Consider the following 14,197-nt stretch of genomic DNA (forward strand, 5'->3'; position numbering starts at 1 on the left):
GTTCGAGCGCATCCAGAAGACAGGGCCCGTCCGCCCTTCACGGATTCCCGTCGCCCCCCGCGAACCCGGCGACCCGGAGTACGCCCCATGCCGGGGACGCATAGAGGGAGGGACATAAGGGCGGGGAAGAGCGAGGCGGACGGCCCCGCCTCAGTCCTCCTCTTCCTCCTCCACGATGAGGTCCTCGAGGCCCTTTTCCCGAAGCAGGCCCTTGTATATGTCGTATGCCGGCTTGATGACCGGGAGCATCTTGAGGAGGCGGGGCATGGAACCCTGGGCCTCGATCTCCCCGCTGGAAAGGGCTCCCAGCAGGTTGAGCTGCCCGCACCAGAAGCGGTGGGCTGTGTCTAGCTCCATGGACATCACCGCATCGGGATTCATCTCCTCTCCCGGGCCTCCGGGATAGACCTTCACCTCGTCCCCGCGGCAGTCCACCCAGAACTCCCCCTCCGGGTTCCGATAGACGAACCTCACCAGGAGCTTTGAATCCAGGGCCCTCTGGCGGATCTGAGGGTCCTCCATCAAGGCGTCGAAAACCCCGGTCAGCAGATCGTAGAACACCCGGATATCCTGAAAATAGGGCATGGCATCCTCCTTTCCGCTTTCCATCCCCGGTCCCTTTTCGTATCTCCCCGCCTGTCCCCTATACCGGCATCGGCCCCCGCCATCTCTCCCGTTCTTATTCTCTCCCCTAGCGGACTGGAATGTCCTCCCCTGGGTGAAGGCCTTTCCCCTTGGGATGGACGACTCCACGGGCGGCCAGCGGGAACCGTCGTCGATTCGGCGGGTGAGGGGCCTTCCCTTGATGGCGCGCGTCCTGGGAGGGGTAAACGGACAACTCCACGGAAGGCCCTCACCCTAAAGATGTCGCCTCGAAGTTATTCGAGCGCCGGAAGACCTTGGGTGAAGGGAAGACATGCGAGAAACTATGGGATAAACGGCGCGCGGACGACTATCAAGTTAACATGCCCCGCAAGGGGTGTCAACGCGCACCCCATGTGCCGGGAGGGATCTCAGGCCTTCACGGTGAAGGAGCGCAGCCGGTTCATGGCCGCCGCCAGTTCGAAACCGCGGAAAGCGGCGAGGTCACCCCGGTTGGGTGGACCTATGACATCCAGCCCCTGCCGGTTCACGTCCTCCATGACCCTGTCCACCACCTCCCTCACCGTGGCCCTGCCGTCCATGTAACGGGTGGCGTAGTACAGGGCGTGCCCGATGGCCCGCGTCTGGCTCTCGTCCACCAGCTGTTCCACGCTGGAGAGGTCGATGTTCTCGCTCCCGAACTCGATGGCCCGCGTGCCGTGGGCGCGTATCTTGACCTTGCCCCTTCTCTGGGGGTCGACGCTCCGGGCCAGGGGAACGCGGTGCCTCAGCTCGCCGAAGGACTCGCCGCCCTCGGCCGCCCTGCGGGCCACGTGCTCGGCAGCGATGGCCCGGGCCTGCTCCGTGACGTCGCGGGGCTCGTAATTGACCATGCACACCACGTGGTGCGCGACGTCGAAGTAGTCCCCGGATCCCCCTATGACCAGGATGACGGAGACGCCGTAATCCCGGAAGAGCTGCCCCGCTTTGTCGATGAAGGGGGTTATGGGCTCGAACTCCTTGGGTACCAGCTTCTGCATGCGCTCGTCCCGGATCATGAAGTTGGTGGCCGAGGTGTCCTCGTCGATAAGCAACAGCGTGGCCCCCACCTCCAGGGCCTCGATGATGTTCGCCGCCTGGGAGGTGCTCCCGCTGGCGTTGTCCGTGCAGAACGCCGTGGTGTCCTGGCCGAAGGGAAGGCCGCGGATGAAGTTGGATATGTCCACCTTCTCGATGCGCCTCCCGTCTTCCGCCCTGATCTTCACCGCCCCCGGATCGGCCACCACCAGCTCCCTGCCGTCCCCGGGGATGTGGTTGTACACCCCCAGCTCCAGGGCGTTCAACACGGTGGATTTTCCATGATAACCGCCGCCCACGATGAGGGTGATCCCGACCGGTATGCCCATGCCGGACACTTTGCCGCGGTTGGGAAGCTCCACCTCGACCCGCAGGGAGGGAGGCGACTGGAAGGGTATGACCTTCCCCGTGGTCAGAGGGCGGGGATCCACCCCGCTCCTGCGCGGAAGGACGGCTCCGTCGGCGATGAAGGCCGCCAGGCCCAGTTCCCGGAGCTTTCCCCTCAGATAATCGGCGTCCTCGTTGGTCTCCACGTGCTCGTACAAGGCCCCCCGGTCGAGCCTCTCGAAGAAGAGCGACCCGGCCACGATATGAGGGAGCTCCCGGAAGAACATCTCCTCCGCCTCCCTCCCGGCGATGCTGCGCCCGTAGGCCGGAAGGCCAACGGCTATGCGGGCCTCCACCCACCTCTCGTCCACGAGAACCGAGGTCCTCTCCAGTATCTCCTGGTGGGGTCGGTCGATGGCGATGAGCCCGCTCTTGCCGCTTCCCCTCTTCCCCTCCCTGACCTGCTCGGCAAGGTCATGGAACCTCCGGGTGAGGAAATCCCGCAGCCCCACTTCCCGGCTGCGGCCGGAGAAGGTGTCACGGGGGAAACGCGCCTTCTCCTGGGGTACCCTGACGATGACGTTGCTGGGAGCGGCGAAGGGGTCGCCCTGCACGTGCTCGATCCACAGCACGTAGCTCCGGAAGTCGTACTGCCCCTCGATGTCCTTGTAGGCCTTGTAGCCCCTGCCGTCTATGCGCCGCAGAATCCTTCGCAGTTCCTCTCCGTCGCGCATCCTTGCGTCTCCCCGTCACCTCATCACACATATCAACGGCGAAAGCTTCATCCCGGCCGGTCATTGGAAGATGCGCAGGAGGGAGGGCGGATCCGGTATCCAGTAGTCCGGCCTCTCCGCCTCCAGCACCTCACGGGGAAAGGGCCCCCAAGCCGCGGCTCCTCCCCGGACCCCGGCGGCATGGGCGCTCCGGATATCGTAAGGGCTGTCCCCGATGAAGACGGCCTTCTCCGCGCTACCCCCCAGTTTCTCCAGGGCCTTGAAGACCGGCTCGGGATCCGGCTTGTGGTTCTCGGTGTCCTCCGCCGTCACCAGGACGTCCAGGTAGGGTATGAGCCCGAACCTCTCCAGGTCCAGGCTCGCATTGGAGAATCGCTTGGAGGTCACCACCGCCAGCCGGTAGCCTCGCTCCTTCAACCCGGCCAGCGCCTCTCGGACACCTGGGTATTCTTTTACCAGTTCCTTATAATACTTGTCGTACATCTCCTGGTAGACCCGGAATATCTCATCCGCTCTCCCGGGGTCTATGTCCAGGGCCTGCCGGTAGAGCGGCTTTCCCACCTCCATGAGCATCTCCCGGTCGTCACGGGGAGGAAGTCCCAGGGCCCGGAAGGTCTCCCGGAAGGCGCGCAGGATGAGCCGGATGGTGTCCACCAGCGTTCCGTCAAGGTCGAAGAGCAGGTATTCGGTATCTCTTTTCATCCCTCTTCCGTTCCCGTATCCTCCGGGCTGCGTTTCCCGGCAAGAAAGCCTCGTCCCCTTCCTTTTCGGCGCCTCAGGATCGGAAGATCGACCGTGCGATATGCACGTGCCCTTCATGACCCCGGCTCCCGCGGCCGCGCCCTCCGCCCTCTCCCCGGGCGTCCCTTCAGGCGCTTCGCGGAGGAAATCCTTACCGCAGGTGATATGTCTCGTTGACCAGGGTCACCATGGCCGTCTCGGGGATCCCGCCGTCGAAGTACTTGACGGCGGAGATGGAGGCAAGGTCGATCTGGATACGGAACATCCCGTCCAGCTCCATGCCCAGCGCCTCGCAGAGGATGCCCCGTATGGGTCCACCGTGAGTCACTACGAGCACTCGCTGGTCACCGGGATGGCGACTGGTTATCTCCCGAACCGCGGACATCACCCGATCGCGTACCGTCCCGAAGTCCTCCCCTCCGGGGATGGCCACCGAGGAAGGATTGCGCATCCACTTCCCCACCATCTCCCCCTCCTCGCGGAAGAGCTCGTCGAAGGTACGCCCGTCCCACTCGCCCATGTCCACCTCCATGAGCCCTTCCAGTACCTGGATGGACAGCCCGTGATCCTCGGCAACCGGAGCCGCCGTCTCCAGGCAGCGTCTCAGGGGGCTGGAATACACGGCGTCCAACTTGAGGCCCCGGAAGAACTCGACCACCCGCCGGGCCTGTTCCCTTCCCCTCTCGTTGAGCCCGATGTCCAGACGGCCCAGCAAGCGATGCTGCGCATGATATTCCGTCTCTCCATGCCTCAAGAGATAAGCCGTTCCCATGACGCACTTATTTTAGCCGTGACACACGGGGGCAGCAAGGCGACGCGATCGCGGGAGCGGGGTTTTCGCCACAACCGGCGGGCCAACCGTCGCCCCATCCCACCCGGCGTGCCAAGAGCCCGCTCAGCGGGTCTCGCCCGCCGTGGCTTCCCCGGATTGCAGCGCGGGCAGCGTCCCGTGGCGCAGAAATCCCTTCAATCCCGCCCGGGAATCCACCCCCAGCCGGCGGAGGGAAGCCACCAGCACCCCGGTTCCCGCCGCCTCCGTGACCCAGAAGAAGGGATCCCGCAGATACTCCATGACCTGTTGGAGAAAGGTCAGATCCGAAGGATGGCGCTGGAAGGGCCCCAGGGACGGCCACAGGGCGGTGGTGGGCTCTATCCAGATGCGGTCCAGGAGCAGATGAGAAGCCATGCCGCAGGAGAGCAGGAGCAGGCTGGCGTCCCTCTTCCTGGCCCATCCGAGGATTCCGGCCAGGAAGAAGATTAGGGTGAAGAGGTAGGTATGGAAAAAGATACGGCCGTTCCGGAAATAGGAGCGGAAGAGCACCTCCCCCACCGCCTTGTCCACCACGTCCGGGAGGACCGTGCCCGCCAACAGCCACCTCATGTCGGGCACCCCGTCACGGAAACCGCGGTTATCCTTCCACCAGGAGGAGACGGCGGCGGCTGGAGCGAAGGCGAAGCCGGCATGGGCGAGGACGAACAACTACCCCCCTCCTCCTTCCTCCTCCTCGGGGAAGAGAGGGGGCTGCTCCTCCAGGCCCAGGTCGTGCCCGACCGACGCGGAAGAGATGTCCGCGGCTCCGTCCAGTGCCTGGTTGGCCAGGCGGTCCGCCTCGCGGTTCTCCTCGCGTGGGATATGCTGGATGCTCCAGTCACGATAACGGCCGAGCATGGACATGACCTGGGAATGCAGGCTGCGCAGGGACCTCTCCTTCACCCGGTACAGGCCCTGTATCTGCCGCACCACGAGCTCGCTGTCGGCATAGATGCGCAGCCGGTCCACCTCGTAAACGGATAGCAGTCGCAGGGCATGCACCAGGGCGGTGTACTCGGCGAAGTTGTTGGTGGCCTCGCCGATGGCCTCCCCGAAAGCGGCCACCCGGCGTCCCTGGCGGGTCAGGACCACCACACCGATGGCCGCCGGCCCGGGATTGCCCCTGGCGGCCCCGTCTATGAAGACGTGGAGCTCCTCGAAGCGCCTGGCTCCCTGGAATGCCGGTTCTACCACGCTCTTCCTGCTCTTTCTCCTCTCCAAAGAATCCGCCCCCTCGGGGCCTCCGGGGTCACCGCACGAGTATGCGCCCGCAGTTGGAGCAGCGGAAGACGCCCTCCGTCCTCAGGAACCTGTCGTATTCCTTTCCCGGCAGCTCCACCCTGCAACCCTGGCACACGCCCTCGATGACCTTCACCACGGCCAGGTTCTGCTTGGCGGCGAGGAGCTTCTCGTAGAGGCGCATGAGCTCCTCGCCCACCCCGGAAGACCACTTCTCTCGCTCCCTTTCCAGTTCTGCGAGTTCGGAGGCCGTCTCCCCCGTCTCCCTTTCCAGCAGCGCGCTCTTCTCCTCGATGAGGGCCAGGAGCTCCCGGTCCTTCGACCTCAACTCCTCCAGCCTGGCCCTCACCCCGTCCTGCCCCTCCATCTCCTCGAGGAGCTCCGTCTCCAGCTCGTCCTTCTTCCTCTTCAGCGATCGCACCTCGGCCTGCAGGCCCCTGAGCTCCTTGGGGTTGGTGACCTGGCCCCCGTAAAGCTTCCCCTCCTCCCGGGACAGCTTCTGGTCCAGGCTCCGTATCTCGTCTTCAAGGGCGGCCTGTTTTCTGGAAGACTTTTCCAGGGCTTCCTCGACCCTGGAAAGCTCCTCCGCGCATTCCGCCTCTTCCCCGCGCAGGCGCTCCAGCTCCTCCTTGAGAGGATTGTCCTCCAGCCTCCCCCGGAGCTCGAATATCCTGGTATCCAGCTGTTGAACCTGGTATAGGGACTCCAGCTCGCTCAACTCGCACCTCCGACCTTCCAGGGACAGGTATCCACGCGGGAAGCGAGGATCTCGACCTCCAGCCCCTTCCTCTCCGCCCTCTCCCCGAGGAGGCGGGCCAGGAAAGGCACCGAGGTCCTCTCGGTATGATAATGTCCGGCATCCACCACCGCCAAGCCCATGTTCAGGGCCGCCACCGCCTGGTGGTGGCTCACGTCCCCGGTGACCAGAACGTCCGCCCCTGCCCGCAGGGCATCCGCGGCCAGGTGCGCCCCCCGCCCGCCGCATACCGCCACCCGCCTCACCTCCCGGTCGGGTGAGCCGGCGAAGCGGACGGCCGGGTTCTGCAGGCGCTCACGGCACAGGTCCGCCAGCTCCTCGAGGCGCAGAGGTCCTTCCAGCGTGCCGACCCGACCCAGGCCGCCTTTGGTGGGAACCCTTATGGAATAGACGTCCACCGCCGGCTCTTCGTAGGGGTGAGAGTCGATGAGCGCCCGCAGAGCCTTCCCCAACAGCCTCTCCTCCACCTGGACCTCCAGGCGGACCTCACGCACCTCGTTCATCTTCCCCTTCTCCCCGTAGGCCGGGGTGGTCCCCAAGCCTGCGTAGAAGGTCCCCGTCCCCTCGGAGCGAAAGGAACACCCCGTGTACTCCCCGATCACCCCGGCGCCGGCCTGGAAGAGGGCCCGGCTCACCGCTTCCAGGTGTTCGGGGGGGAGGAAGGTCACCAGCTTGCATGCCGGCCTGGTGGCCATCTCCCTCAGAGGCAAGTGCTCCCGCAGCCCAAGGGACTCCGCCAGGGCCGCGTTCACCCCCCAAGGCGCCGCGTCCAGGTTGGTATGAGCGGCGAAAACCGCGATACCCCGCCTCACCACGGAACACACCAGGGCGCCCGGGAACCCGTCCTCCCGCAAGTGGGGCAACGGCTCGAAGATAAGGGGGTGATGACAGACTATCATGCCGGCTCCCCTCTCCAGCGCCTCTCTGGCCACCTCTTCGTTGACCTCCAGGGCCACCAGCACCGCGCTCACCCGTCTCTCCGGCGAACCGCACTGCAGCCCCACGCGATCCCACTCCTCGGCCAGCTCGGGAGGTGCGAGTTCATCCATAAGACCACAGATGTCGCTCACCGCGCAAACCATAGCTCCCATTCCCCTCCCTCGCCCAAGATCATGGCCATGCACCAGGCTCCACCCGTCTTTTAACGCCACCCACATTATAAGTGTTCGAGGGTCACGGCCCGGTCGCCACGGCCGGCCCCTGGCGAGCGAAGCGGTCCTCGGAGGCGTTTCCCCGCGCCACGACAGCTTGAGCGTCTCGAAAGACACCCGGTTCACGCAATGTTAAAATACGGCACCCCCGGGGAGCATCCCCCCGGGACTTCACGGCACGGTCATCGTCCCTCTGACCCGGCCCGATCCCTCGACCTTAAGCGCAATCCTCGCCCTCGCCGAGGAACACCAGCGGATGAGAGCCGAGATCGCCGCCTCACGCGAGTCCATCTCCCGCCTCAACTCCGTGATACGCGCTCTCGACCGCACCCTCGATGACGCGCAGGTCCTCCCTTCCGCGATACGCGAACTGGGCCTCGCTTTCGACTCCCGCCATCTGGCGATGCTCTCGCCCTCCGAGGGCGAAGGCCCGTGGAAACTGGTCCATCACCGGGGCCTGGACGAGCATGCGCTCAACGCGCTCATGTCTCCCCAGGGTCAGTCGATCCTCCGTGAGGTCTTCGGGGGGATGCTCTCCATAGTGGATAATCTGGAGAGGGACCTGCTCCTCCGATTGCAACCCGGGGCCCTCGACTGGTGCCGCTTCCTGGACGTGACCGGAAAAGGAGGGGAGGGGGATTTCCTGCTCCTGACCCTGAAGAGCAACCGCCGCCCGGTAGGCGTCCTGATCATGGGGTTCACCGATAGCCGCGCCTGGCGCAACCGGCACAAGGAATGCCTGTCCATAATCGGCTTCCAGTTAGGGCTCACGCTGGACAACTTGCAACTCTTCGAGAGCATCCGCTCCGCGTGGCAGGACTGGCAGGCCACGGTGGACTCCATGCGCGACATGGTGATCCAGGTGGGTTCCGGCGGCCTCGTTCGCCGGGCCAACCGCGCCCTGGTGGATTTCCTCGGCGTCAGGCCGGAGGACGTTGTCGGTATGGGAATCGCGGACGTTCTCCGCCGGGGGTGGGAGGTGGACGACCGGTACTTGGACCGGATATTGCAGGGCCGGCTCGAATCCTTCGAGCTCGAGGACCGTAAAGGCCGTTCCTATCGCGCCCGGGAGACTCCCTACCGCACGGAAGAGGAGGGTGTGGCGGGCACTGTCTACGTCATCAGGGACGTCACGGAGGAGAAAGCGCTCATCCGGCTGGAGGAGGAGAAAAGACAGCTGGAGGAACTGAACCGCCTGAAAAACCGCTTCATGGCCTCCGTGACGCATGAGTTGAAGACGCCCCTCAACGCAGTGATCGGCTTCTCCGAATTATTGATCTCCGGCACCTACGGGGAGGTCAACGAAAACCAGAGGAAATATCTGGAAAACATCCATATAAGCGGGAAACACCTCCTCTCGCTCATCAACGACATCCTCGGCTACACGAAAGCCCAGGCGGGCCACCTTGCCCTTCAACTCGAGGACATCGACACGGAAACCCTCTGGCCTCCACTCTGGACCTCATGCGAAAGGAGGCGGAGGACCGAGGGATCGAGTTGTCCATGAGGGCGGAGGACCCACCGGCACGTATCACCGCCGATTCGCGCCGTCTGCGACAGACAATACTGAACCTTTTATCCAACGCCCTCAAGTTCACTCCCTCGGGCGGCAGCGTCCTCCTGCGTGCTGCGAGCGCCGACGGCGATCTCCTGGTGGAAGTGAGCGATACGGGGATCGGCATCAAGCCGGAGGATCAGGGAAAGCTCTTCCTCGAGTTCTCCCAGGTGGGGGAGTCCGTCCATGCCGTGGGGGGCACGGGGCTGGGGCTGGCGCTGTGCAAGCAGCTCGTCGAGTTGCATGGAGGCCGCATCTGGCTGAGCAGCGAACCGGGAAGGGGGACCACCTTCTCCTTCACCATACCGGCAAGACCGGCGGCGGAAGCCGAGGAGAGAAGCTCCGGCCAGGAGCGATCCGGGGGGCATGAAGACCGACCTTGAATGGGCGCGGGAGGATCCCATGAGCTCAGGCGAATCACAAGCGGTGATATTGGTTGTGGACGACGAGCCCGTGAACCTCGACCTGTTGAAGGCTCTCCTGGAACCGGAAGGTTACCTGGTGATCACGGCACGGAACGGCGAGGAGGCACTGGCCACGATGGGTCCCCGGAAGGTCGACCTGGTCCTTCTGGACATCCTCATGCCAGGGCTCGACGGCGTGGAGGTGTGCAGGCGCCTCAAGGAGGGCACCTCCACGGCCTTCATCCCCGTGGTCATGGTCACCGCACTGGATGCCGTCTCCGACCGCGTGAGGGCCATAGACGCGGGCGCGGACGATTTCCTCTCCAAGCCTGTGGACCGCCAGGAGCTCCTGGCGCGAACCAGGTCGCTGCTGCGCCTCAAGTTCCTCCGCGACCGGCTGGAAGACGCCTACCAGGCCATGGCCTCGGTGACCCATCTCAGCACCAGCCTTCTCAGGATGGCTGACGAACAGCAATTCCTGTCCAGGGACGTGGGAACGGAGCTGGCTTTTTCCTTCATCTCATCCGAGCAGATAAGAAAAAATCCCAAAGCGCTGTTCATCGGCCAGATACGGGAAGGCACGGGTGCCGAAGGCATACTGGTCAGGGATAAAGGGGCTTTTGCCGAAGGGGAGCCGTACTCCATACCCCCCGCGGAGATGCCTCCCGTAGGGTCGAGGGAAAAGGCGGCATCTCCCATGCCCGGTATCACGGAGGGGGAATCGCGGGCGGCCTGGCTTCACCCGGGGAGGCTTTCGCCATCGGCCTGGGTGAGCGACGGCTCCCTCCTGGTCCTGGCCGTCGACTATCCGGGGGAAGTCACCGACTTCGACCGGGAAGCCCTGAAGACCTTCTTCCTCGCCGTGTCCTTTTTCCGGTCACTCGCCAGGTACGCGAAGGAAACCGAGGACGCGTTCCTCTACACCATAGAGGCGCTGGCCAGGGCCGCCGAGGTGAGCGACGAGCTCACCGGCGAGCATATCAAGAGGGTCAACCACTAATCGGCCCTGATAGCCGAGGAGATCGGCCTTCTCTCTCGCGAGGTGGAGACCATCGGGTACTCCGCCCAAATGCACGACGTGGGGAAGATACACGTGCATCCCGACATCCTGCGCAAGAAGGGCCCGCTCACGGCGGAGGAATGGGAGGAGATCAGAAAGCACTGCGAGGCGGGGGCCCACATCCTGGGGAACCACCCCCGGCTGGCCGTGGCCGCGGAGATAGCCCTCAGCCATCACGAGAAGTGGGACGGTTCCGGCTATCCCCGCGGCCTAAGGGAGGAGGAGATCCCCCTTACCGGCCGCATCGTGGCCCTCGCCGACGTCTATGACGCCCTGCGCAGCCGGAGGTCCTACAAGCCGGGGCTTTCCCATCAGAAGGCGGTGGAGATCATCCTCCAGGGTGACGGCAGGAGCATGCCGGATCACTTCGACCCCCGGGTGCTGGATGTGTTTCGCAAGCGGGAGCGGGACTTCGCAGCCATCTACGAGCGGCTTCCCGACTGAGGCCTCCAGGCGAAGGGGATCCCTGTCCCTCGAGCACCCGGGCACACCTCACCCGAAAACCGGATAATGGACCTCTGCTCCCGGTGCAAGCGCCGGAACCCGTTCCGCCGGACGAGTGCTATACTCAATTATTGCTCGAGTGCGCAAGATTGCTCGAGTGCGAAAGGCGGTCTCATGATGGCCAGGACCAGGTTCGTGATCAGCGACCTCCACCTCGGAGCAGGCGACCACCTGGACGAGTTCAACCAGGACGCCACCTTCCGCTCCTTCGTGGAGACCATCGGCGAGCGACGCCACTCCGAGCTGATAATCGACGGCGATTTCCTGGATTTCGTAGCCGTCAACCTGGACAGGAGCTCCGCCAAGCCCTTTTCCCGCCTGGGGTGCACGGAGGAGGAATCCCTGGCGAAGCTGGAACGCATCATGGAAGCGCACAGGGACTGCTTCGCCGCCCTGCGCCGCTTCATGGAGAGCGGGCATCGCCTGGTCCTGGTCCCCGGGAACCACGATGTGGACCTTTTCTGGCCCCGCGTCCGGGAGCGCCTCCTGGAGGAGTTGGGCCTCCCGGATTCCGAACACTTCCACTTCGCCTACACGGGGTTTTACCGGGACGGCGGGCTGTACGTGGAGCACGGGAACCAGTATTACGCCGACAGCGCCTTCGAGAACTTCACCCATCCCTTTCTGCGCGACCCGAAGAGCGGGGAACTCCGGCTGGAAAGGAGCTGGAGCAACTGTTTCCTCGAGTACTTCGCCAACGGCATGATGAGCGAACGGAACCCCTTCATCAACAACGTGAGACCCATACCCAACATGGTCTTTCTGGGCATCCAGGACGAGAGCTGGTGGTTTAAGGCGGCCTACGGCTTCAAGCTGGCGCGCTTCATGGCCAAAGTGGGTTTCCCTCCCTTCCGGGAGAGCCGCGAGTTGCAGAGAAAACGCCGCGAAGGGAGGCTGGACACCTGGGGCTACTCACTTAAAAGGGCCCTGGGCTTCATGACCGGAAGGGCACGCGTGGAGGTCCAGGGCCTGCAGGAGGCGGAGATGCTCAGCCACCGCCTCCCCGCCGAGGAGGCCGTGGAGGAGGAGAGGGAATCCGAGGACCTGCACCTCGACCCCCTGGCCACGCGGGAAGACGCCCTCTCCGTGGCCGCCCGCGACCTGCTCCTCTCCGACCAGGGCATCGACGTGGTCGTCTTCGGGCATGACCACCGCTATTACTCCAACGAGATGCAGCCGGTCCTGGAGGGGAGGAAGGGAAAATATTACATAAACACGGGAACCTGGATACCCATGCTCTTCCTCACCCGCACGCGTCGGCAGCTGCGCTGGCGGGACCTTGCCGACCAGAGCCTCTACCAGCAGCTGCTCACCTACGCGGCGGTGAAGAAGGGCCTACACGGTTACACCGCCTCCCTGCGCCGCTTCCCCTCACAGGCGCCCTTGAGGGAAAGGGCCGATTGAGGCCGTCGCGCATGGGGACCGGCTCAGGCCTTCGAGCATATCAACTGCACGTATTTGCCGACCCCCTTGAGATGGGGCTCCTGTCCGGCTCTCAACTCCAGCTCTATAAGCCCCTTGTAGCACTGTCCCTCCTCGAACAGGGAGCAGTCCACGAATTCGGAGAAGACCAGGAGGCCATACTGGCCTTCCAGGTTGTAGCCCAGGGGGTCCAGAAGGGCCAGGATCTCGGCATCCGAGTAAAGGTGCCCGCGCCCGCGGTGCAGTGGAGTGGGAAATTCTTCCATATCAAAGGCTTCCATGGCCAGACGGACGTTCCCCTCCATGATCACCTTCTCCATGATGAACCCGTACCGGTTGAGGAAGACCAAGGAGAGCTTCCCCCTGGGGCGCAGCACCTTGGTGATGACGTTCAGGGCGCGCAGGGGATCATCCACGTACTCTATGGTCTCGTGGCAGATGATGAGGTCGAAATCCTCGGCTATGCACTCCTCGAGGTTCTCGATGCGCTCGTTGAGAAAGCGGAGGTAAGAAGCGCGGTCCGGCAACTGCTCCCTTGCCCTCTCTTCCGCGGTCTTGAGGAGGCAGGCCTGAGGTTCCAGCATGGTCACCCGGTGGCCCAGGGCGGCAAATCGCAGGGCCACCTCGCCCAGGCCGCTCCCCACGTCCAGCACGCTCAACTCCCCGCCGCTCCGCTTCAGGTCCCCCTCCAGGTGTCGGTAGAGGTGTCGGAAGGCCAGTTCCGCCTCCAGGCGGGTCAGCGGCGCCTCCGCCAGCTCCATGAGCAGTTCGGCCTTTTCCTCCGGCTTCATCTCCATCTCTCGACCTCCATGCTCCTATTGACACGCAAAAACATGATATGTCCACGTTTTTAGGCCGGTCAACTTTACCCGCCTTGACCTTCGAGGCGGAGCGGCACCCGCTCCCTCGACGGGCCGACGCTGAACCAGGCAGCCTTCCTAGAACCAAGTACGCAGGAGGAGGTGTTCAGAGGGAGCATTCGCCCCACCATATCCCTTTCTCCGCGCCCGGAACCCTCCCATTCTTCCGCCTAAGGGTATGCGGCGGGCAAGGAAAGGGGAACCACAGCCCGCAAATTGATATCCAAGGCCCTATTCCGCACCCCTTTCACCCGTGGACGGGTTGAACCCGGCATCCCGCAGCAGGGCCTGCATTGGCCGTAGCAGGGGAGCGCGCAGGGGCCAGTGGCCGGCAGAGAAGATAAACCGCGAAGCTCACAAGACTCCGTACTTCCAGAAGTGTTTGGCTTTCTTATGCCGGTCATCCCTGTCTTCGGCATCACATCGGCCCTGGGGCGAGGAAGGTGAAGACGTCAGGCTGCGAGAAACGCAAGGTGAACGGGTCAGATCAAGCCGGTGTGCACGGAAGGGGGATTCTCGCTGGGGATGGACGGTGAGATTCAGGGAGTAAGAGGAGCGGGGTTTCACCCCCGCTCCTTTCGAGTCCGGTCAAAGCTGAAAAGCCGCGCCGCACTCTGAGAAGACGTGGTCTTAGAAGCGGTAGGCGCTCCTGCTCTCCACGCTCCTGGGCTTGGCCTGGTTGACCTTTAAGGTTCTGCCGTCCATATCCTTGCCGTTGAGGCCGGATATGGCCGCACGGGCCTCGCTGTCGTCGGGCATCTCCACGAACCCAAATCCGCGCGAGCGGTTGGTATGGCGGTCCATGACCACCTCCGCGGAATCCACTTTCCCGAACCTCTCGAAGGCCCTCTGGAGTTCCTCGGAATCCGTCGAGTAACTCAGGTTCCCCACGTATATCTTCACCTTTTCACCTCCTTCGCTCTAAAAAAGTCCCGAGGAGCCGGTCTCCTCGGGACGTATCCACGTAACACCT

At 64.0% G+C, this 14,197-nt stretch carries 15 protein-coding genes; 5 read left to right on the forward strand and 10 right to left on the reverse strand.

The features are described from left to right. Window positions 1–150: 150 nt before the first annotated feature. From H7007_RS03095 to H7007_RS03130, 8 genes are all read right to left on the reverse strand, one after another. Window positions 151–585: an SCP2 sterol-binding domain-containing protein gene (locus H7007_RS03095; RefSeq protein ID WP_287153032.1), complete on the reverse strand. Its 435-nt coding sequence runs from the start codon at window positions 583–585 to the stop codon at window positions 151–153. A 428-nt stretch (window positions 586–1,013) separates the two neighbouring features. Further along, window positions 1,014–2,720 (reverse strand): ABC-ATPase domain-containing protein, encoded by a 1,707-nt coding sequence (locus H7007_RS03100; protein ID WP_287153033.1) that lies wholly within the window; start codon window positions 2,718–2,720, stop codon window positions 1,014–1,016. Between the two features lie 60 nt (window positions 2,721–2,780). After that, complete coding sequence (locus H7007_RS03105; protein WP_287153034.1) at window positions 2,781–3,422, reverse strand: HAD-IA family hydrolase; 642 nt, start codon at window positions 3,420–3,422, stop codon at window positions 2,781–2,783. Window positions 3,423–3,612: 190 nt separating this feature from the next. Continuing rightward, window positions 3,613–4,233, reverse strand: a complete 621-nt coding sequence (locus H7007_RS03110) for a histidine phosphatase family protein (RefSeq protein WP_287153035.1) — start codon at window positions 4,231–4,233, stop codon at window positions 3,613–3,615. Between the two features lie 123 nt (window positions 4,234–4,356). Further along, the gene (locus tag H7007_RS03115) at window positions 4,357–4,941 is read right to left on the reverse strand and encodes a metal-dependent hydrolase (RefSeq protein WP_287153036.1); all 585 of its coding nucleotides are present in this window, start codon (window positions 4,939–4,941) and stop codon (window positions 4,357–4,359) included. Continuing rightward, a complete protein-coding gene (locus tag H7007_RS03120; protein ID WP_287153037.1) occupies window positions 4,942–5,493 on the reverse strand; it encodes a ribonuclease HI family protein in 552 nt (183 codons plus the stop codon). It abuts the gene before it with no gap. A gap of 28 nt (window positions 5,494–5,521) precedes the next feature. After that, a complete protein-coding gene (locus H7007_RS03125; protein ID WP_287153038.1) occupies window positions 5,522–6,229 on the reverse strand; it encodes a zinc ribbon domain-containing protein in 708 nt (235 codons plus the stop codon). Continuing rightward, window positions 6,226–7,359 carry a Nif3-like dinuclear metal center hexameric protein gene (locus tag H7007_RS03130; RefSeq protein ID WP_287153039.1) on the reverse strand — a complete coding sequence of 378 codons (1,134 nt, stop codon included), beginning with the start codon at window positions 7,357–7,359 and terminating at the stop codon, window positions 6,226–6,228. Before H7007_RS03130 ends, H7007_RS03125 begins: the two co-directional genes overlap by 4 nt. 316 nt (window positions 7,360–7,675) lie before the next feature. Here H7007_RS03130 and H7007_RS03135 point away from each other — a divergent pair, with 316 nt between their 5' ends. The 5 genes from H7007_RS03135 (at window position 7,676) to H7007_RS03155 (ending at window position 12,346) form a co-directional block, all read left to right on the forward strand. Then, complete coding sequence (locus tag H7007_RS03135) at window positions 7,676–8,926, forward strand: sensor histidine kinase (protein ID WP_287153040.1); 1,251 nt, start codon at window positions 7,676–7,678, stop codon at window positions 8,924–8,926. Beyond that, complete coding sequence (locus tag H7007_RS03140) at window positions 8,923–9,357, forward strand: sensor histidine kinase (protein WP_287153041.1); 435 nt, start codon at window positions 8,923–8,925, stop codon at window positions 9,355–9,357. The genes H7007_RS03135 and H7007_RS03140 overlap by 4 nt, the downstream gene beginning before the upstream one ends. 19 nt (window positions 9,358–9,376) lie before the next feature. Continuing rightward, a complete protein-coding gene (locus H7007_RS03145) occupies window positions 9,377–10,378 on the forward strand; it encodes a response regulator (RefSeq protein ID WP_287153042.1) in 1,002 nt (333 codons plus the stop codon). Between the two features lie 9 nt (window positions 10,379–10,387). Next, the gene (locus tag H7007_RS03150) at window positions 10,388–10,882 is read left to right on the forward strand and encodes an HD-GYP domain-containing protein (protein ID WP_287153076.1); all 495 of its coding nucleotides are present in this window, start codon (window positions 10,388–10,390) and stop codon (window positions 10,880–10,882) included. Window positions 10,883–11,059: 177 nt separating this feature from the next. Beyond that, window positions 11,060–12,346, forward strand: coding sequence for a metallophosphoesterase (locus tag H7007_RS03155; RefSeq protein WP_287153043.1), 1,287 nt, complete (start codon window positions 11,060–11,062; stop codon window positions 12,344–12,346). 23 nt (window positions 12,347–12,369) lie between these two features. Here the strand turns inward: H7007_RS03155 and H7007_RS03160 are convergent, their stop codons facing one another. Beyond that, the gene (locus tag H7007_RS03160) at window positions 12,370–13,161 is read right to left on the reverse strand and encodes a methyltransferase domain-containing protein (RefSeq protein ID WP_287153044.1); all 792 of its coding nucleotides are present in this window, start codon (window positions 13,159–13,161) and stop codon (window positions 12,370–12,372) included. Between the two features lie 693 nt (window positions 13,162–13,854). Beyond that, the gene (gene rbp, locus H7007_RS03165) at window positions 13,855–14,127 is read right to left on the reverse strand and encodes an RNA-binding regulator (RefSeq protein ID WP_287153045.1); all 273 of its coding nucleotides are present in this window, start codon (window positions 14,125–14,127) and stop codon (window positions 13,855–13,857) included. Window positions 14,128–14,197: the final 70 nt, after the last annotated feature.

Origin of the sequence: Candidatus Solincola tengchongensis, from assembly GCF_015711935.1 — a bacterium.
Taxonomy (GTDB): domain Bacteria; phylum Actinomycetota; class Geothermincolia; order Geothermincolales; family RBG-13-55-18; genus Solincola_A; species Solincola_A tengchongensis.